This is a genomic window from Psychrobacter sp. JCM 18901 (genome assembly GCF_000586435.1).
Classification (GTDB): domain Bacteria; phylum Pseudomonadota; class Gammaproteobacteria; order Pseudomonadales; family Moraxellaceae; genus Psychrobacter.
In genome coordinates this window covers 23,726-43,671 of the sequence record NZ_BAWH01000019.1, presented here as the reverse complement: position 1 = coordinate 43,671, position 19,946 = coordinate 23,726, and the positions used below count along the sequence as shown (strand labels likewise).

Sequence of the window (19,946 nt, the reverse complement as noted above, 5' to 3'; positions counted from 1 at the left end):
TAAACTATATGGATATCCTTTACGGTTCTATATTCACTCTGTAGCGGTTTAGTAGTTCGCTGACTATACTTTGAAGTACTTGAGGCGTAACGCATTACCCAATACGAAAACGGAAGACAGCGCCATTGCACCTGCCGCAAAAATGGGTGAGAGCAGGATACCAAATGCGGGATACAAGACACCTGCGGCAATCGGGATCAAAGCAACATTATAAATAAATGCCCAAGCCAGATTTTGTCTGATATTACTGATGGTGGCTTTGCTCAATGCAATCGCGGTGGGCACACCTTGCAGACTACCTGACATTAGCACCACTTCAGCCGCCTCAATCGCCACATCTGTGCCTGTACCTATGGCCAATCCAACATCGGATTGAGCCAATGCAGGGGCATCATTGATACCATCGCCAACAAATGCCACTCGGCCATATTGTTCTTGCAACTGGCGTACTGCATCCACTTTTCCTTCAGGCAACACTTCTGCCACTACCTGATCGATATTTAATTTTGCGGCAATCGCTTGGGCTGTATGGCGATTATCACCTGTAATCATGGCTACTTTTAAGCCCAACTGATGTAGTGCGGCGATGGCGGCATGAGTCGTCTCTTTAATAGGGTCGGCAACGGCAATGATAGCGGCCAATTGCTGATCAATAGAGACATAGAGTGGGGTTTTACCTTCTTGCCCCAAACGTAGCGCATCTTGTTCAAAAGGCGTAACATCAAGACCCAATTGTTGCATATAACGATCCGCGCCAATGTGAATCACTTGTCCTGCCACGTTTGCTTGAATACCCAAACCTGTCATCGCCTCAAAATCAGTGATAGGCAGCAGTTGAATACTCTGTTGTTCTGCGGCTTGTACAATGGCTAAGGCAATGGGATGCTCAGATTTTGCTTCAACCGATGCCACCATACGTAGGACTTGTTCTTTCTCAAACCCTTGTTGGACTTGGAAATCCGTTAAGGTAGGTTTGCCTTCAGTCAATGTGCCTGTTTTATCAACGGCCACTACGCTCACATCCTGAAGCATTTGTAGCGCTTCACCTTTACGGAATAGCACACCTAATTCTGCACCACGTCCCGTGCCGACCATAATAGAGGTGGGAGTGGCCAATCCCATTGCACAAGGGCAGGCTATAATGAGCACGGCAACCGCATTGATTAAACCAAAGGTTAAGGCAGGGTCAGGGCCAAAAATCAACCAAACTATAAAGGTCAATGCTGATAAAAACATCACGGCTGGTACAAACCACAGGGTGACTTTATCCACCAATGCTTGAATTGGTAATTTAGAGCCTTGGGCTTGTTCTACCATACGAATGATTTGCGCCAATACAGAATCTTCACCAATGGCCGTGGCTCGAATATTCACGGTGCCATTTTGATTGATAGTACCGCCGACCACTTGATCGCCTGCTTGTTTTTTTCACAGGGACAGGTTCACCAGTAATCATAGATTCATCAATATAACTGTGACCGTCAACGACTTCGCCATCGATAGGCACACGCTCGCCTGGACGAATCTCAACGATCATTTGTGCGGTGACGTTTTCTACAGGGATTTCAATGATTTTGCCATCTTTCTGTACACGGGCCGTCTTTGCCTGCATGCCTACTAAATGCTGAATGGCCCCAGAAGTACGACCTTTAGCTTTTGCTTCAAAATAGCGTCCTAATAAAATCAAGCTCACAATCATGCAGCGGCTTCGTAATAGACGTGCACCGTGCCTTCAGGTAACGCTTGCGGGATAAAAGTCGCTATCAGAGAAAAGCCATACGCTGCGATGGTACCAATCGCTACTAGCGAATTCATATCTGGCGCAAAACGTAATAAGGCTGGCACACCTTTTTGATAAAAGCGTCGGCCTGGAAAGAGTAGTACCAATGTGGTCAAGACAAACTGTATTAGCCAACTTTGCTGAGTGCCAAGGTTATTCACCACCCACATATGAAAGGCGGGAATCATATGCGAACCCATTGCTAAAATGAATACGGGCAGTGACAACAGCGCAGAAAGTCCCAAATCTCGTTTAAGCTGATTTTGCTCCGTGGCTTTCTTATCTTGTCGATCACTTTGGTCTTGTTCTACCAGTTTGGCCTCGTAGCCCGCTTTTTTTAACGGCCTCAATCAATTCACTCGTTTTTATTTGAGCATCGCCTTTAATCCAAGCGCGTTCAGTCGCAAGGTTTACTGTGGCTTGTTGCACGCCAGCGACTTTGGCTAAGGATTTTTCTACTCGTCCAACGCAAGAGGCACAGCTCATGCCTTCTATAGATAGCTCGATAGGCTTGGTTTCAGTCACTTTATAGCCTGCGCGCTCTACCGCTTTGTTTAACTGGGCAACATCTAAAGGCTGCGATGAATAAACAGTCGCCTTTTCAGTTGCAAGATTTACCTCGGCGTTTTCAACATGTTCAATATTTTTTTAATGGTTTTTCGATACGCCCGACACACGAGGCGCAACTCATGCCTTCAGTGCTCAGCACTTCTTGATAAGTATGGGCTTTAGTATTTTTTTGTTTTCATAACAACCTCTGTCGTTTTTAACTATATTTTAATCTTATTTTCAAATCTATAGTGACAGCATATAGGTTGACATGATGGTAAGGTCAAGCAGATTTCTTTGGATACTTTTAAACCCGTTTATAGTAGCGCCTTATATTTATCGTTAAGTTCAAAATAGCTCGATTATGGTTTATTGTTGAAGGTATGGCGGCATTAATTCTAAAATAGGGCAGGATAAATGACTGATAATAAGATAAACTGCCCAGCGAGCACTGATAGGGTTCGATAACTCTCGATAGCTCTCGATCAATTCACTGTATTTGGCTACTAGCGAAGAAAATACCAATAATAAGAAATGCTGCTAGCAATGACAGAGTACACCGTCAACAGCAGGTAATATCAGCACCGTTAACATAAGACATTTATACAAGACCATTGATATTAAGGCACATCACTATGGAAGAAGTACCAAATACGATAGAACAAAGACCCGTATTCATGCCCAAAGTCAATAGTGACAATTTGGTAAAAACGGATATGGTTATGTTTGAGCGACATGTGGGATTTGCGACCAGACAAAAGAAAAAATCCATCAATGACTTACAGCAAGTCATTCGTAAAAAGTATGGGTTTAAGCATGTGTTAGAGCTGTCTAGTAAATCTGGTAATAAACTGAGTTTTCCGCTAAGTCCGTTTAGTTTAAAAATTACTGATGAGCATGATAGCAGTCCATATAGTGTCGAAAATGCTTTTCAAGCCAGTATGGTTTTTGAAGATGGTGGTCCTTATACGGATTTGCTTACCGCGCCACCAAGACAAGCCAGAAAGGATGAGCGATTGATGACCTCGGGCGAGCTCATTGGCTACAATTACTTTGGTATGGAATGGGGCGTAGAGCCGTTAACGACATTTTATGATTGGTTGTACGTGAATGCGCTCAAGCAAAACCCTCAGCTGCATGAGGAAGTGATTCAATATCAGGGATTTACTGATATTACCTTTAATCCTAAAAAAATCTATCCATAGTGCGGCGTATGCGTTGGCGCTTTTTGTGGCACTGCATAAAAGAGAATTACTCGATAATGTTGAAGACCCAATGGCATTCTATGACTTATGCAATAATTTTAAAATCAGCAATACTGAGCACCTATTAGAAGAAGGTTGGATCTGATTATTAAATCAGTGCTTGCTTAAGTTTGCTTGAACCGAAAGCCACGATACATAATGTGTCGTGGCTTTTTTTATGTCTCTATGTTTAAAGCTATATATTCTCATCCCAATACGGCGGCGTGCATAGTAGTTGGTCATAAAGTCGATAAAGCATCTGACTTTGTGAGGTAGTAGTTTTCTATGGGCGTAGACGGCATATAAGCCTAAAGGGCTAGGTTCATATTCTGGCAACACTACGACCAACTTGCCAGAGCTCAACGCTTCACTAGCAATAAAAGTCGGCTGTAATATCAATCCTCCGCCTGCAATAGCTGCTTCAACGAGTACGTCGCCATTATTACTATGAAAAACGCTATGTTCTTTGAATTGTTTGGTCTTTAGGTATTTGTAGATTTGACCCTTAGTTTCTACATTCATATAGCTATAATGCAAATAGCGATGCGACTCTAAATCCTCAAGTTGCTTAGGTGTGCCATGAGCTTTGAGGTACTCGGGCGAGGCGCATAACACCACGCGAATCGGAGCAATCTGCTTGGCGATAAGTGACGAGCTTTGGAGCTGTCCGATACGCAGGGCAATATCAAACCCTTCTTCAACGATATCTACTTTTCGATCACTCAACTGCAGATCAACGGTAACTGAGGGGTAGCGCGCCTGAAAATCAGTGATGAGTTTCGCCATATGCTTTAAGGCAAAGGACACGGGAGCACTGATTCGCAGGACGCCTTTAGGATGCTGCTGTAAGCCGCCTAGCTGCGATGCCATCTCATCAATACTCAATAAAATCTGCTGCGCATGCGTAAAGTATTGACTGCCAGCTTCAGTGAGGCTGACTTTGCGCGTAGTGCGGTTGAGCAGGCGAGTATGCAGTTCCTCCTCTAGCTTTGCCACATACTTGCTTACTAGCTGCGGCGAGAGCTGCATCGTAATTGCCGCTTTACTAAAACTGCCTTCTGTTACTACCGCGACAAAAGCGCGCATGGCATCGATTCTATCCATATTTATTCCTATATTTCTCTTGATATCAAATCCACTATAAACAGTATGTTGATAATTATTCAATATAAATGAGCTTACTCTTTTATAGCGTTGATAGTAAAGTGTGCCTATATCATTTTCGACACTATTTATTTTAATCATACCTTATGGAGTAAGCATCAATGAAATCATCACTATTAGATACTATTTTGTCATCAAAAGCTGGAGTGGCGGCCTTAGTGCTTCGGGTACCCGTTGGCTGATTTTAGCAGCCCATGGCGCCCAAAAATTATTTGGTTGGTTCGGTGGCAATGGACTGGCAGGTACGGCTCAATGGTTAAGCAGTATGGGTATGGAGCATGGCTACCTGATGGCAATACTCGCAGGCGGTGCTGAGTTCTTCGGTGGTCTGGCTATGGTATTAGGTTTGCTAACCAGACCGGCCGCTTTAGCCGCAGCTTTTACCATGTTGGTGGCTATTTTTTTCTGTCCATATCAGTAATGGGCTGTTCGCTGATAATGGTGGTTATGAATACGCGCTAACATTGATGGTGGCTTCGCTTGCTCTAGCTATTCAAGGTGGCGGCTCCCTCAGTATGGATAAGGTATTGTCAGAAAAATTAGGATAGGTTTTATAGTTGTAAATAGCTTTATTCAATTTTCGTGAATAAAGCTGTTTGAAAATAGCCATTTAAGACAAGCAACAAGGAGAAAGCCATGACAACACTTTTATCTAATGAGTCAGTCAGCCAGCCTGTATTGTTTATACCGCATGGTGCAGGGCCGTGCTTTTTCATGGATTGGCAACCAGCGGATACGTGGTATGAGATGGCAACGTTTTTAAAGAGCATTTCTGCTCGTTTGCCTGAGCGACCAAAGGCTATCTTAATCATTAGTGCGCATTGGCAGACAGCTGAATTTAGTATCACCGCTAGTAAGCAACCTGACCTCATTTATGATTATTATGGCTTTCCTGAACATACTTACAGTTTGACTTATCCAGCCTCAGGCGCACCAGCATTGGCGGAGAAAGTCAGTAGTCTACTGACAGAGGCAGGGGTAAGCAATAAACAAGATGCGGAGCGTGGGTTTGATCACGGGGTATTTATACCGCTCAAGCTAATGTTCCCTGAGGCAGATATTCCAGTGGTCCAACTATCCCTGCGTCATGATTTAGACCCACAAGCGCATTTGGCTGCTGGTCAGGCATTGGCGTCATTGCGTACAGAGGGTGTGCTAATCATCGGTAGCGGCATGAGCTTTCATAATATGCGCGGTTATGGCGATACCAGTTTTACTGAATCATCAGAGCATTTTGATGAATGGCTAACGAATACTGTAGAATCAGCAGATTCGGATAAACGACTCACGGCCTTGGCCAATTGGAAAAATGCTCCTCACGCGCTTGACTCACATCCGTTAGGGGCAGAGGAGCATTTGTTACCGCTTATGATAGCGGTGGGTGCAGCAGGACGTGACAAAGGGCAAAAGATTTACTCCCAGCAAGTGCTAAAAACGCAATTGTCTGCCTTTCAGTTTGGGTAAGTATTCTAAAAAGCATAGATCACAGTGTTTCAGCGTAATTGTCAAAAATAAAACATCCTTTGAATCTCAGAATCAAAGGATGTTTTAGGTTAATACAGCAATTATTAATGGCATATCAAATTAGAGATAACGTCGCTTATTATTCGTAGTTTGCCACCACATTATTTCCATCAAGTTTGAATTTAAAAACTTTCGATGTCGTTTCAAAGTTGGCTATAGCTAAGTTAATTACTATAGATTTCTCAACTGCTCAATCAACCAACGATGTATGCCGCTGTCGTTGTACGTGGATGCCATGCCGCGATGACTTTAAAAGTGGGGGGCAACGCTTCAATCTTAAGCTCTTTGACCTTGCTGCTCGGCAACAATCGCGAAGGATAAAACGCAATCATGTCAGTGGTGTGCAAAATATCTGGTACAGCCGAAAAGCTAGGAACCGACATCACAATATTTCGTTTTAGACCTTTTTCTGCAAACCATTGATCATGAGAGCCACGTAAATTGGCACGCGAGGGTGACACGACTAGCTGCGCGTGTGCAGCCACTTGCGCCAGCGTTAATGGCTCTGTGGCAAAGGTATTTTCACAACCTGTCACGCATAAATGCTGTTCTTCAAACAGAGTGACATACGATAAGTTATCAGGGATAAATTCGGGAAAGGTAATCAGCAAATCAAGCTCGCCTGCTGCAATCAGCTGATTGATATTGTCCGAGGCAAAATCACGGACGATTAACTTCAGATCTGGTGCATCGCGTCGCGTAATATTAAACAATTGCGGTAATAATGCCTGTGTTGCATAGTCAGTCGCACTAATCGTAAAGACGCCTTTATATGTGTGCGGCATAAAAATCTCTGGCTCTAACAAATCTTCCAACTGCTTTAATATATGGTCAATAGGTTGCTGCATCGATAGCGCTTTTGGTGTTGCCACCATGCTATTGCCTTGACGAATAAACAAACGATCATCAAACACCTCACGTAACTTGCGTAACTGCTCACTGATGGCTTGTTGGGTCAGCCCCATTTTGCGTGCGACTTGCGACAAGTTTTTTTAGATCAAGTAGCGCCTGCAATACTCTAAGTTGCTTGATATCGAGCCGATTCATACCATTCATAATTTCATACCATTAATAATTGTATCTTAAACAAGAAACGGTTGTTTCTAATTGTACCTGCAAAACGCTATGCTGACCAACATTGCTTAAGTAGCCACTAAATGAGCTACTAAGCATTAAAACAGGCTCAATACATTCAATAATAAGCCATCAGCTGCTTTAAAAGAGATACTTATGACACAAACTATTCCAGATACAAAGACATTATTTTCCTCTGTAGCACTTGGGCCTTATACGCTCAACAACCGTATCGTAATGCCGCCATTGACACGCTCTCGTAGCACGCAACCTGACAATATCCCTAATGACTTAATGGCCAGCTATTATGCACAGCGTGCGTCAGCAGGCTTTATGGTGACGGAAGGTACGCAGATTGAGCCAAGAGGTCAAGGTTATGCTTGGACGCCAGGTATCCATTCATCAGCCCAAATTGAAGGTTGGAAAAAAAGTCACGCAAGCAGTACATGACAAAGGCGGTATTATTTTTGCTCAGCTTTGGCATGTAGGCCGTGTGTCGCACACCAGCTTGCAGCCTAATGGTGCTCAGCCGGTAGGGCCGTCTGATATTACCGCTGATAACGTCAAAGTATTTATTGAAACAGGTCCAGGTGCAGGTGCATTGGCTGATCCAAGTGAGCCACGCGCTCTCAGTACCGATGAAGTTGGTGAGTTGGTAACGATGTATGCGGCCGCTGCGCGCAATGCATTGGAGGCGGGTTTTGATGGGGTAGAGCTGCATTGTGCTAACGGTTATTTGGTCAATCAGTTTATCTCTGAGCACACCAATCACCGTGATGATCAATATGGTGGGTCGTTGACCAATCGTTTGCGCTTCTTAAAAGAAATCGTCGCTGCTGTCAGTGATGTGGTGGGTGCTGATCGTTTAGGCGTACGCTTTGCGCCATTATTTGCGAGTACGGATGAGACGCGCGTGTATTTAGGCTTGGTAGAGTCAGATCCCCATCATACCTATGTCGAAGCAGTCAAATTGCTTGAGCAAGCGGGTATTGCTTATTTGTCCATTGCAGAAGCTGATTGGGATAATGCGCCTGATTTACCAGACACTTTTTATCAAGCAGTCAGAGAAGAGTTTTCAGGCCGTATTATTTATGCTGGCAAGTACACGGTACAAAAAGCTGTGAACATTTTAGAAAAAGGCTACGGTGATTTATTCGCGTTTGGTCGTCCTTTTATCGCCAATCCTGATCTGCCAGAGCGTATTGCCAATAACTGGCCATTGAATGAAGTAGATCCTACCACGATGTATGGTGGTACTGATGTGGGCTACAGTGATTATCCTTACTATCAAGAATAGCAAAGTACATAAACAGTGACTGAGATAAGGCCATTAATACTAATGGCCTTATTTTCATTTATAAATTTGTGACTTGTTGGATATTCACAGACAGTCAATCTTTAAGCGACAATTATTGTTTTTGTCGCTTAAAGGTTTTTCTTTTATCGTTTTATCAATAGGTAGTAGGCAATGAATCAGAATTCCAAAGACAGACTTATACGCATATTGATAGGATATGTCGGACTTTATCCAACGCTCCTAATCGTATTGACGTTATTGAAGCCTGTGACCCAAGGATTAAGCCTGCCAGTGGTGGTATTAATTGAAACCATCATACTCGTTCCATTGACACAGCTAGTTTCCTTCCCACTAGCAGGCTGGGTCATTGAGCGTCTGAGCAGAAAAAAAAGTAATCGCTTTTCGCAGCGTTCACTGGTACACCATTCTCTTATTCAAGCTCATCAATCAACTGTTTCATTTCATCAATTTCACGTTTTTGAGCTTTTATAATATCATCAGCAAGCTGTTGCACACGCGGATCTTCAATATCAGCGCGACTACTGGTGAGAATGGCAATCGAGTGATGCGGTATCATCGCCTGCATCCAATCGACTTGATCGACAGTCCCTTGAGATCTAACGCCCCAAATACCAACTACAAACATCAATACACTTAGACCATAGATCATCAAATTGACCTTGGTCTTCTTATACATATTGGTCATAAATGCCAACATGACGACTGCCATACCGGCACCCATGTATAGCGCCATATAAGCTCGGGTTTCACTAAAGTAAATGTGATCCCACTGGTAGGTATTGAAGTACATCATGATATACATGATGACAGTCGATGTCAGAATCATTAAGGTAAATTTTACATAAGGGTTCATATTTTTTTGCTTAGCAGCTTCCATGATATGACCTCCATTGTTTTGTTAAATTAAAATGGGTAGACAGTTAAAACCAGAATTTAACCCCCGCAGTCAAACTACTGCTATCAACTGATTCATTTTCTTGACGTCTTTGGCCACGAGCCTTGCCAAGCGCTGTCTCATAACTAACACCTACATAAGGGGCTAGCTGGCGACTGAACGTCTCGTAAGTCAGCCTAACCTCAGCTTCCATCTCATTAAAGCCCTTGGTAATACCATTATCATGGTCATCTTTACTAAAGGCAGTCAGTCCAACCTCCGGTATGACTACCCAATGCTGATCCAAACGCCATTCGTACTCTGCGCCCAGATCAAGACGAAGTTGACCATCGGTATATAAGTAGGCTCTCGCATCCGTTTCTATAAAATAAGGCGCGGTACCGACAATACCTGCCATTACGGCAGCGTTGTCGTTTTCAGTATCGTAAGCGACACCAGCTTCACCATTCCAAAAAAATGCTCAGTGGTTTCCAATAAGCAAGGGAGCTTAAGCTATCGATTCCTTTATCATCTTTAGTCTGAGCACTACCTTCCGTGCGTAGTCTTATACGATTGCTATCAGTACCATACCAACCCGTCGCCTCAAAGTTGATTTGGTCTTCATCAAACTGATAGCCCAAGTCGTCTACTGACACTCCCCATAATGGCATGCTGTCCATCATCATTGGCTTACCATACTGTCCGTAGGGAACCCCATTTGAATAGTCTGGACTGCGAGCATCAGCTGGTGGCTGCCCGCCTTGCATACCAGATATATCCATACTGCCATGATCCATGCCACTGTGATCCATATCAGACATATCGCCCGACATATCCATGCTGCTGTGATCCATATCAGACATATCGCCCGACATGTCCATGCCGCTATGATCCATATCAGATATATCACCTGACATATCCATGCCGCTATGATCCATACCAGACATATCCATGCCACTATGATCCATATTCGACATCTCAGCAGCTGTTGCAAAAGAGGATGTGAGCAAGACTAGCGATGACAAACCAATGAATGACAGGTTTTTCTTAGATATTTTCATAATAAGCCTCATATTCGAAGGTTTGTTAAACGACGGCAACTTCTCTGAACATGCCGGCTTCCATGTGATAAAGCAGATGGCAATGCCACGCCCATCGTCCAACTTCTCCCGTCACATCAAAGCTAATCTTTTGCGCTGGTTGAACTACAATCGTATGTTTACGTACTTGAAAGTCTCCAGATGGCGTGCGCAAGTCGCTCCACATACCATGCAGATGCATAGGATGGTTCATCATCGTGTCATTGACTAAGGTAATACGCACACGCTCGTTTGGCTTAATATTGACAGGCGTTGCATCCTTAAACATGACACCATCTAAAGCCCAAATATAGCGCTCCATGTTACCCGTTAAATGTAGCTCAATCTCTCGGGTAGGCTTACGCTGCTCTACAAATATGGCCTCATCGACAGAGCGCAGCTGACTATAATTCAGTACGTCACGATTGATATTACGCAGGTTGATACCGGGATCATCTAGGTTCATACGTGGACTGTCGACACGCATATCAGATTTAAAGTCATACTCGGTCTTGGCATGCTTTGCTTTGTAGCTTTATCACCCATCGCACCCATCATATCGGCCATGGTCAGCCATTCGATCTGATCCATAGCAGGTATTGCAGCACGAGCGCCTTTCTTGGTCGCAAGCGTGGTCGCGACATAGCCTGAACGATCGATATTTTGGGCAAATATGGTATGTGCATCTTGAGTAGCGTGACGATGACATCATAGGTCTCAGCCACGCCAATGCGGAAATCATCAATCGCAACAGGTGCGACATCAATACCATCTGTTGCCACCACAGTCATTTTGAGACCCGGTATACGCACATCAAAAATGGTTTGCGCTGAAGCATTGATAAAGCGTAATTTAACGGGCTGTCCTGCTTTTACTAGCTTTGTCCAATTAGCCGCTGTGGTCTTACCATTCATCAGATAGGTAAAGGTCTTTTCGCCAGATAAATCAGTAAAATCCGTCGGCATCATGCGCATCTGATTCCACATTTTGCGCTTGTCATAAGCGGCTTCTAAATCTGTTGCGGCGATATCAGACAATAGTTTTTTTTGAAATCTGGCAGATGATAATTATCAAAGTCAGCGCGCTGTTTGAGCAATTTCAAGAGATTGTGCGGATCGCGGTGCGTCCAATCACTCAGCACGATTACATGGTCTTCCTCGATAGGATGACGCTCACGGCCTTTGGGTTCAATGACGATAGCACCAAGCATACCGGTTTGCTCTTGAAAGCCACTGTGTGAGTGATACCAATAGGTGCCTGATTGTTTAAGTTTGAATTTATAGGTAAAGGTGCTGTTCGCGGGAATACCATCGAAACTGATACCTGGCACCCCATCCATCTCAAAAGGTACCAGCAAGCCATGCCAATGAATAGAGGTTGACTCATTCATCTGGTTATGAACACGGATAGTTACGGTATCGCCTTCACGCATCTTTAGCGTTGGTGCTGGTAGCGAGTCATTAATCAGTGTTGCCATACTCGACTTGCCATTGACAGTGACGGGCTTCTTGCTGACATACAGATCAAACTCATTCCCAGTTAAGATAGGTACGATATGGTCGGCTTTATCACTGTTGATGGCTACATTCTGCTGGCCTTTACCGAGCGCACTATTGGCAATAGACGGTAGGGTGGACAGCATGGATGCCCCTAACAAGGTAGAAGATCCTGTCAAAAAAACGCCTGCGGTTAAACATAGTTGTGTTCATAATAATTCACCTGATTTATATCTATAAAGTGAGAGTCGAGTCTATATTTATCAGCTAAGTCTATGACTTTGGCCGCTTATTAATAGAGCTGGATAAGCTATTTAAACGACAACCAAGCTAGATTTGCTGCTGCGGTGAGTCAATAGTTGCATAAATAGCTGTTGAGCCATCTTTATTAAGCTGCATCACTTTATATGGCATAAATTTATCTTGGTATTCCATACCTGGGCTACCGACTGGCATGCTCGGGACAGCAAGGCCAATCGCATCACTTGGCGGGTTTTTTTAGGAACTGCGCCATATACTTAGCAGGGACATGACCTTCAAATACGTAGCCATCAGTAGTGACGGTGGTATGGCAAGAGCGCATTTGCTGCGGTACGCTGTATCGCTCTTTAAACAAGGACACGTCTTCGACATTCTGTGCAGTTGCGTTTAAACCATGACCTTCGGCATAACCGACCCATTCTTTGCAGCAGCCACAATTCGCATCTTTATAGACGGTGGCTGAGATATTTTTTAGGATAGTTGATTGGGTATCTGAAGGAGCGCTGACTGGCATTATTTCAGCTGTTGGTTGCTCCGTGTGCGTAGCAACAGTTGGCTCAGTCGCTGGTGTTGAGTCAGCAGCAGCGGAGTTAGGTTGACTACAAGCGGCAATCGTTAACGATAACGGCAATACCACGATCGCCGAGAGCACACGGCCAGATATCAGATTATGTTCATTAATAAATCTATTAGTATAGCGTCTCATAAAACCACTCCCGAGCGTCTGTCTGACGATTAAATATTATAAAAATTAGAGCCACATCACTGGACAAAATAGTGCTAGCAAAGCTTAAAACTCAAATCGCAAAAAGCAGCACTATTGAGCACTGCATTTTGTACAAAAAATCAATGTTGCATGCCGGATCCATCACCTGACATATCCATCTCACCATCAAATGACATATCCAACATACTATCGTCTAACCGAATCGTTAGCATGGTGTACTGGTTTTCATTTAAGTTAGGTAGCGATCTAATAAAAGCAATCATCGCCCATATTCTGTCATCATCGTGAGTAGCGCCCCAAGCGGGCATGCCAGACGCCATAATGCCATGTTTAATCGCCCAAAAGCTTTGTCTGGCACCAGCCTCGTTTCGATAGCGCTTAACGATATCCGCCTGAGTAAAGTTAGGAGGCTTGTACATACCGCTATTTAAATCTGTGCTGTTGACGCCAGGAGATAAATGACAGCCTGCACACATATCTTTGTAATCTGCACCGCCCGAGCTGATCATCTCCGCCTTTTTTTTAAATTGGGAACCAAAATATTCTTACTGGCATGTTCAATCGAGCGTGTGCGGGCAGTTTCTAAAAAAATCGTAAACCAGCGGACTATGAGCTCGATCAGCACCGATATTTATCATGCCACTAGTCACCACCATAAAAATGCCCACAATAGCGACAAAGACAGTAAACAGTATTCCTAGTAAAAACTTCATAGGTTTGTCCTAAAAATCCATTTTATTTAATATCCCATTACTGCTTGATCAGCTTCTCTGACAATATAGTCAAGTCTATATAAATCCGCTACAGCGTCATCCTCGCTAAGCATATTAATGTATAACTTGCACTCGGTTTCCTTGTATCGAAATTATATTGAACTGACTATAGTATTGAACTTATAAATTGATATTTAAGAATCGCTATCGCTGCTCACACAGTGCTTTTGGTACATCGCTTTCATTTTGCTCATGTTAGCCATCATGGCTTTCATAGCAGGATCATTCATATCCATTTTGCTATGATCCATTTTTTTTGCATCATCTGCATATGCTTTTGCATTTTCTCACAGTTCATTTGGTCTTTTTCAGCGTGCATTTTGGGATCGTGTGCCAACGCAGAGGTTGAAACAACTAAGGCTATAGCAGTTGCTACGATTGATTTAGAAAGTGGCATTGATTTGAGCAGTGGCATTGGTTTGAATAATGACATGGTAAATCCTTATTTAAATTGGTATGTAGTCGAAAAGACTTTAAGATATTAAGTTACTTTAAAGCATACTTTAGTGATTCTGACAGAGAGATGACGGTAAGATTACAATTCTGTCATCTTACTATTTATGGTTTTTAATGTTGTCAGTAATCCTTTAGTATGACATCAGAGCTGATATCACTTATCGCTACCATATTTGTTAATGAAGTATTTTTCAGACTGTAGATGTTGATCTTTGTGTTCAATCTCACAAGCCACTCTCGCATCGATATAGCTTTTCATTTGTGAATTTGAGAGCTGAGCATCGTTATGATCCAAGTTTTTTTGCAAACTCAGTCACAGCGTCGCAGTTGTTGATGATTGAAGTGCTTAGATCAATCGTATGCGCATTGGCAGTGGTAGTACCGATAAGTACAGATACCGAAAGCAGTACTACTTTTTTTGAACGAACCATAAATTTTCATATAAAACCTCTTTCGTAAGTTGTTTACATTGATTACCGATAAAAATAATTCATAGTAGCTAGGGCGTGTCCTCATTTTAAAAATGGTGATAAAAATGAGATAAATTGCCGTCAAACGAGGAAAATAGTGCAGATAATATCGAGATATTGACCAATTATTTGACGATGTTTGGCAAAATTTAGCTGTTTTTAGCCATTTAGAGACACTCGTTTGAATTGAGGGCACGCCCTAAGTATTGGATAGTAGCTAAGTATTGAAACGAGCACCTATGTACCGTTTATATAGATTAGCAAAATAAAACTGACAGTCTGATTACGAGCACATGACATCTTTGTCCGCTACCAGTCAATATTGTCACCTGTGCTGGTTAGAACGTTAAACAATCATGACCGTATTGAGGAATTACAATGAAAGTACTGCTGGTAGAAGATGAATTGAAGCTTGGCGAGTATATAAAAAAAGGCTTAACCGAAGCTGGGTTTATCGTGGATCATCAGCTAACAGGATTAGATGGCTATCATGCATTGATGACGGAAGAATTTAGCGTGATATTGATGGATGTGATGCTGCCTGATGTTAGTGGCTTTGAGCTGGTGCGTAATTACCGAGCGGCTGGCAAGCATACGCCTGTGCTATTTCTAACCGCAAAAGATGACTTAAGTGACAAGATAAAAGGGATTGAGATTGGTGGCGATGATTATTTGACCAAGCCTTTTGCCTTTGCAGAATTGATCGTCAGGATGAAAAGCTTATTACGACGTGCCAATCAAGCCGACTATCAAAGTACGATTATGCAAATAGCGGATCTTAAGATGGACATCGGCAAGCGTACGGTGCATAGAGGAGATAAGCCTATTAAGCTCACGGCAAAAGAGTTTTCCTTACTACAGTTTTTATTAGAGCGCCGCGGTGAAGTGCTTCCACGCTCAATCATCGCCTCCCAAGTATGGGATATGAACTTTGAAAATGATACCAATGTGATTGATGTGGCGATAAGACGTCTTCGTATAAAAATAGACGATGATCATGACGCAAAGCTGATTCATACGGTGCGCGGGATGGGCTATCGGTTAGAAGCTGTCGATACAGCGCTTGATAGCCAACCATCTCACGAAGCTGGCAATGTCTAATATGAAATATAGGTTTGATAATCGGCGCTTGCCACTATTATGGCGTACTGTGTTGCTGCTCACGATATTTGTTGTTATATCACAGGTTATCATTTATATATGGATACAGCGTTCTGTTAAAGGCCATTTCGAGCAAATGGACGCTGAAATTATGACTCATGCGGCTTTTAATCTACGTAAACGAGTGATAGAACCTAGTAGCCCTATAACTTCCCAAACCCTACCTAGCTCTCAAAATCCATTGGATAGTCAACAGCCGCTAAGAGCGGCACCTGACGTAATGCCTGATGGAGATACTTCTACCGCAGCGATATCAGATGAAGCTGATCATCAGCATTCTTCTTGGCTAGATTACGATCTAAAAACCATTATCGCTAATAAAGAAGGGCAGATACTGTCTAGTACCCCCAATAACTTTGCTCAAGAGCTAGGGGAAGGATTTAATCTGTCATCACTGAAACAAGATAATGATAAGCAACAGTTTGTGATGAATATCAACAGCCGATACTATCGAGCAATGGTCATTGAAGACGACAAAATGCTCGCGCTTATCGCATTGCCTATAGATGTGCATCATCAGTATTTATTACAGTTCAATCGTCAGCTTAGTATGATTTTGTTCGCGATTACCTTGTTGCTCGTATCAGTAGCGGCGCTGGGTGTGTATTGGGGTTTTGCACCTTTGGCGACCATCGTCCAAAAAAATGAAAACAATGAATCCTGACAGATTGGATGATAGAGTCACGGTCAGTGATATGCCGTTAGAGCTGCGACCATTAGCAGAATCTTACAACTCAATGATGGCCAAGCTTGAAAGTAATTTTGAATCATTGTCACGGTTTTCAGACAATATCGCCCATGAGCTGCGCACTCCAATAGCGACACTCAGCACGCAAACGCAAGTCATGTTAAACAAACCGAGAGCTAGTGATGAATACATTGAGCAGCTACACCATCAGCATGACACCTTAGAGCAGCTATCGGCCATGATAAATAATATGCTGCTGCTAGCAAAAACCCAAAAAGGATTGAGTGACTCGCAAATCAGTCACGTGGATACGGACAGTTTAATCACCAAGCTCGTTGATTACTACGAAATGATTGCAGAAGACCGAGGTATCGCTATTGAAACCAAAGGTGAGTTCAGCGCTGTTTTAGGAGATAAAAGTTTATTACAAAGGCTCTTTGCTAATCTGATATCGAATGCGATTTATTATGCTGCTCAAGATAGCGTTATAACCATTAGTGCAGATAGAGTAAACTCAGATGAGATGGTGGGTACAACAATAAGCAGTCTTCAACAATCAAAACAAGCTATTTTACGAATGACCATCACTAACCAATTAGATGAGCCGTTGACACAAAGTGAGGCAGATAAGTTGTTTGAGCGCTTCTATCGACATCATAAAACAATAGATCGCCACACAGGAACAGGTTTGGGTCTATCTATCGTACAGTCTATCGTTGGGGCGCATAATGGTAACGTCAGTATTACTATAAAAGACGATGATTACTTTCAAGTAAGTGTCGAGTTATTAGCAGAGGTTTAATCTTTTAGTAGCCAACGCTAAATATTCAACCTGAACAGATAGATTTGATAGGTTATTGCCTTGAAAACGAGCTGATAATGACCAAGTAAATGTATGTCTAGTGCCCAATATAAAGCTAGAGATTATTACAAGGCAATAGGTAGAACAGTAAGTCGATAACGAACATAATACTTAAAACACAATCATAAAAATCAATTAGGGAATGACTATGCATATCACAGCTAATTTTGATGCAGGCAACATTGACATTATTAATGCAGACAACAAAAAAAGACATTCAATTAGCGATTCGTCCAGATGTTGGCGGCGAGTTTTTTCAGTGGTTTAACTTTCGTTTGTCAGGTCAAATAGGGGAGCAGTATGTTCTCAATATTCTGAATGCAGGAGAGGCGTCTTATCTAGAAGGGTGGGAGAACTACCAAGCGGTGGCTTCTTATGATCGTCAGCATTGGTTCCGTCTGCCAACCTCTTATAAAGATGGCAAATTGACCATCGTGGCAGAGTTAGAATGCGAAACCATTCAGATTGCGTATTTTGCGCCTTATAGCTATGAGCGTCATCAAGATTTATTGGCCGCCGTGCAAGTGCATCCGCTAGTGACGTTAGAGCATCTAGGCGAAACGCTTGATAAACGTGACTTGACCCTAGTCAAAATAGGTGACGGTGCTGCCCACAAGCGCAATATATGGATTACTGCTCGTCAGCATCCAGGTGAGACGATGGCTGAATGGCTCATTGAGGGTTTGTTGTATAGCTTGTTAGATAGTGATAATGCGACTGGCAAACAGTTGTTAGACAAGGCCAATTTTTATATTGTTCCTAATATGAACCCTGATGGCAGTGTGCGTGGACACTTGCGTACTAACGCTGCCGGAACCAACTTAAATCGTGAATGGCAAAGTCCAAGCTTAGACAAAAGCCTGAAGTATTTCATGTGATTAATAAAATGGAAGCGACAGGCGTGGATCTATTTTATGATGTGCATGGTGATGAAGCATTGCCGTATGTATTCCTCGCTGGGTCACAAGGGACGCCAAGCTACAGTGACCGTCTTGCTGGACTACGTGATAAGTTTTCAGAGGTATTAAAGTTAGCCAGTGCCGACTTTCAGTCTGAGATTGGCTATGAGGTCGATGCACCAGGTGCTGCCAATATGACCGTTGCCACCAATTGGGTAGCAGAGCGTTTTGATTGTCTTGCTAATACGTTAGAGATGCCATTTAAAGACAATGATAATCTGCCCGATGAAGAGATGGGTTGGTCACCCGAGCGTTCTATCAAGTTAGGGGAAGCATCACTGGTAGCAATGCTAGCTGTGGTGGATGACTTACGATAACTATAGAAAAAAGAAAATAGAAAGCTGCTAATGATGGCTGAGTGTTTTAGTGGTCATCGTTAGCAGCTTCTTTTCATTTTCACATTCGCCAATAACAGCCCTGATAAGATCAACATCATGGCCAGCATCTTCCACCAAGTCACCACTTCTCCTGTGAGTAGTACTGAGGTCACCATACCGAATACGGGCACCAATAGTGCAAACGGCATAACCTTGGACGCGGTATTTTGACTGAGTAAGTGTGCCCACAGACCAAAGCCAATTAAGGTTGAGATATAGACGATAAACCCAAGTGAGAGCCAAGACTTGAGTGATGCTTCAGTAAACGTCGCCATCTGCCATGCATCAGTCTCAAATGTAAGAGAAGATATCGTCAACATCACGCAAGCAATGAGACCGCCCCAGACTACCAGCGCTAGCGCAGACAGAGCAGAGGCTTTATTTTTTTCAGTGCTGGATGTAGCAACAGATACCCTTGTTCCTTGCTGCATCGCTTTTAGAGCCGTTTGCTCTGACGCTTTTTCTGAGGTCTGTTTTGATGCTTGCTTGGAGGCAATATTACCAAAGCTCCAACCGATGGCCGCAATCAAAATACAGATGAACCCTGCCAAAGGCATATCACCGCCAAGGTTTAGCGCAATCACGCTGAGTCCTAGTACACCGACCAACATACCGACGATTTGCATACGGCTGACTGCTTCACCCAATATAAAGTACGCTAGCAATACCGTGATAAAAATCTGAATTTGTAGCAGTAGTGCCGTCAGCCCCGGGGATGAACCCAGATGCATTGCTGTAAATACAAAGGCGTACTGCATGACAAATGTACCGATAGCATAGATAAACAAGGTACGGTTGAATTTAGGCGGCTTTAGAAACAAAACCAATGGCACAGCAGTAAAGAAAAAACGCAGAGCAGTAAGCATCAATGGCGGAAAGCTCTCAAGACCCCACGCAATAAAAGTAAAATTTACGCCCCAGATAAAGGTAACCAGTATAGCCAATGCAGTATATATAGGGGACATATGAGCTATCCTAGAGAAATAGTATCCGTTGTCGGGAGTGGTTATATTTAATTGTGTTCAGCTTATGTTTAGGCTTAGAATTATAGTCGAAAGGTCAATATATAATAAGAAGGTACTAGCACTATAGTCGATTCAATTTAAAAGT

The 19,946-nt window shown here is 43.0% G+C and carries 16 protein-coding genes and 7 pseudogenes; 9 read left to right on the top strand and 14 right to left on the bottom strand.

Going from position 1 to position 19,946, the window contains the following annotated elements; translation table 11 throughout:
* Positions 1-63 precede the first annotated feature (63 nt).
* Positions 64-2,471, bottom strand: a pseudogene (locus TT11_RS13110) (heavy metal translocating P-type ATPase).
* A 493-nt stretch (positions 2,472-2,964) separates the two neighbouring features.
* Between TT11_RS13110 and TT11_RS13105 the strand changes: the two are divergent.
* Positions 2,965-3,534 carry a hypothetical protein gene (locus TT11_RS13105; RefSeq protein ID WP_261870765.1) on the top strand — a complete coding sequence of 190 codons (570 nt, stop codon included), beginning with the start codon at positions 2,965-2,967 and terminating at the stop codon, positions 3,532-3,534.
* A 153-nt stretch (positions 3,535-3,687) separates the two neighbouring features.
* Here TT11_RS13105 and TT11_RS13100 read toward each other — a convergent pair whose 3' ends face one another.
* On the bottom strand, positions 3,688-4,677 hold the full coding sequence (locus TT11_RS13100) for a LysR family transcriptional regulator (RefSeq protein ID WP_261870764.1): 990 nt from the start codon (positions 4,675-4,677) through the stop codon (positions 3,688-3,690).
* Positions 4,678-4,780: 103 nt separating this feature from the next.
* Here TT11_RS13100 and TT11_RS13095 point away from each other — a divergent pair, with 103 nt between their 5' ends.
* Both TT11_RS13095 and TT11_RS13090 read left to right on the top strand, forming a co-directional pair.
* Positions 4,781-5,158 carry a DoxX family protein gene (locus TT11_RS13095; protein WP_261870763.1) on the top strand — a complete coding sequence of 126 codons (378 nt, stop codon included), beginning with the start codon at positions 4,781-4,783 and terminating at the stop codon, positions 5,156-5,158.
* A gap of 215 nt (positions 5,159-5,373) precedes the next feature.
* Positions 5,374-6,201 carry a class III extradiol ring-cleavage dioxygenase gene (locus tag TT11_RS13090; RefSeq protein WP_261870762.1) on the top strand — a complete coding sequence of 276 codons (828 nt, stop codon included), beginning with the start codon at positions 5,374-5,376 and terminating at the stop codon, positions 6,199-6,201.
* A 254-nt stretch (positions 6,202-6,455) separates the two neighbouring features.
* Here the strand turns inward: TT11_RS13090 and TT11_RS13085 are convergent, their stop codons facing one another.
* Positions 6,456-7,226 (bottom strand): LysR family transcriptional regulator, encoded by a 771-nt coding sequence (locus TT11_RS13085; protein ID WP_261870761.1) that lies wholly within the window; start codon positions 7,224-7,226, stop codon positions 6,456-6,458.
* A gap of 277 nt (positions 7,227-7,503) precedes the next feature.
* Here TT11_RS13085 and TT11_RS13080 point away from each other — a divergent pair.
* Positions 7,504-8,632 (top strand): annotated as a pseudogene (locus tag TT11_RS13080) (alkene reductase).
* A gap of 171 nt (positions 8,633-8,803) precedes the next feature.
* Positions 8,804-9,010, top strand: a pseudogene (locus tag TT11_RS13075) (hypothetical protein); the annotation flags it as partial.
* Between the two features lie 52 nt (positions 9,011-9,062).
* On the opposite strand, the gene TT11_RS13070 reads toward TT11_RS13075, so the two are convergent.
* The 10 genes and pseudogenes from TT11_RS13070 to TT11_RS13020 form a co-directional block, all read right to left on the bottom strand.
* Entirely contained in the window at positions 9,063-9,530 is a 468-nt protein-coding gene (locus TT11_RS13070) for a DUF305 domain-containing protein (protein ID WP_240990717.1), read from the bottom strand.
* Between the two features lie 43 nt (positions 9,531-9,573).
* A pseudogene (locus TT11_RS17400) lies at positions 9,574-10,588 on the bottom strand (copper resistance protein B).
* Between the two features lie 25 nt (positions 10,589-10,613).
* Positions 10,614-11,093, bottom strand: coding sequence for a multicopper oxidase domain-containing protein (locus TT11_RS13055; RefSeq protein WP_261870758.1), 480 nt, complete (start codon positions 11,091-11,093; stop codon positions 10,614-10,616).
* A gap of 82 nt (positions 11,094-11,175) precedes the next feature.
* Complete coding sequence (locus TT11_RS13050) at positions 11,176-11,643, bottom strand: hypothetical protein (protein WP_261870757.1); 468 nt, start codon at positions 11,641-11,643, stop codon at positions 11,176-11,178.
* Positions 11,616-12,281: a multicopper oxidase domain-containing protein gene (locus tag TT11_RS13045; protein WP_261870756.1), complete on the bottom strand. Its 666-nt coding sequence runs from the start codon at positions 12,279-12,281 to the stop codon at positions 11,616-11,618. Before TT11_RS13045 ends, TT11_RS13050 begins: the two co-directional genes overlap by 28 nt.
* A 151-nt stretch (positions 12,282-12,432) precedes the next feature.
* A pseudogene (locus TT11_RS13040) lies at positions 12,433-13,069 on the bottom strand (DUF411 domain-containing protein).
* A gap of 140 nt (positions 13,070-13,209) precedes the next feature.
* Entirely contained in the window at positions 13,210-13,599 is a 390-nt protein-coding gene (locus TT11_RS13035; protein ID WP_261870755.1) for a cytochrome c, read from the bottom strand.
* A gap of 48 nt (positions 13,600-13,647) precedes the next feature.
* Entirely contained in the window at positions 13,648-13,803 is a 156-nt protein-coding gene (locus tag TT11_RS13030) for a hypothetical protein (protein WP_261870754.1), read from the bottom strand.
* Positions 13,804-13,997: 194 nt separating this feature from the next.
* Positions 13,998-14,278, bottom strand: a pseudogene (locus tag TT11_RS13025) (hypothetical protein).
* A 325-nt stretch (positions 14,279-14,603) separates the two neighbouring features.
* Complete coding sequence (locus TT11_RS13020) at positions 14,604-14,750, bottom strand: hypothetical protein (RefSeq protein ID WP_261870752.1); 147 nt, start codon at positions 14,748-14,750, stop codon at positions 14,604-14,606.
* Positions 14,751-15,167: 417 nt separating this feature from the next.
* Between TT11_RS13020 and TT11_RS13015 the strand changes: the two genes are divergently transcribed.
* From TT11_RS13015 to TT11_RS12995, 4 genes and pseudogenes are all read left to right on the top strand, one after another.
* Positions 15,168-15,890 (top strand): heavy metal response regulator transcription factor, encoded by a 723-nt coding sequence (locus TT11_RS13015; RefSeq protein ID WP_101204551.1) that lies wholly within the window; start codon positions 15,168-15,170, stop codon positions 15,888-15,890.
* A gap of 1 nt (position 15,891) precedes the next feature.
* Positions 15,892-17,440, top strand: a pseudogene (locus tag TT11_RS17395) (ATP-binding protein).
* A gap of 254 nt (positions 17,441-17,694) precedes the next feature.
* Positions 17,695-18,378, top strand: a complete 684-nt coding sequence (locus TT11_RS13000; RefSeq protein ID WP_261870749.1) for a M14-type cytosolic carboxypeptidase — start codon at positions 17,695-17,697, stop codon at positions 18,376-18,378.
* Entirely contained in the window at positions 18,375-18,776 is a 402-nt protein-coding gene (locus TT11_RS12995; RefSeq protein WP_261870748.1) for a hypothetical protein, read from the top strand. The genes TT11_RS13000 and TT11_RS12995 overlap by 4 nt, the downstream gene beginning before the upstream one ends.
* A gap of 59 nt (positions 18,777-18,835) precedes the next feature.
* Here the strand turns inward: TT11_RS12995 and TT11_RS12990 are convergent, their stop codons facing one another.
* Positions 18,836-19,801, bottom strand: a complete 966-nt coding sequence (locus tag TT11_RS12990; protein ID WP_101204554.1) for an EamA family transporter — start codon at positions 19,799-19,801, stop codon at positions 18,836-18,838.
* Positions 19,802-19,946 lie beyond the last annotated feature (145 nt).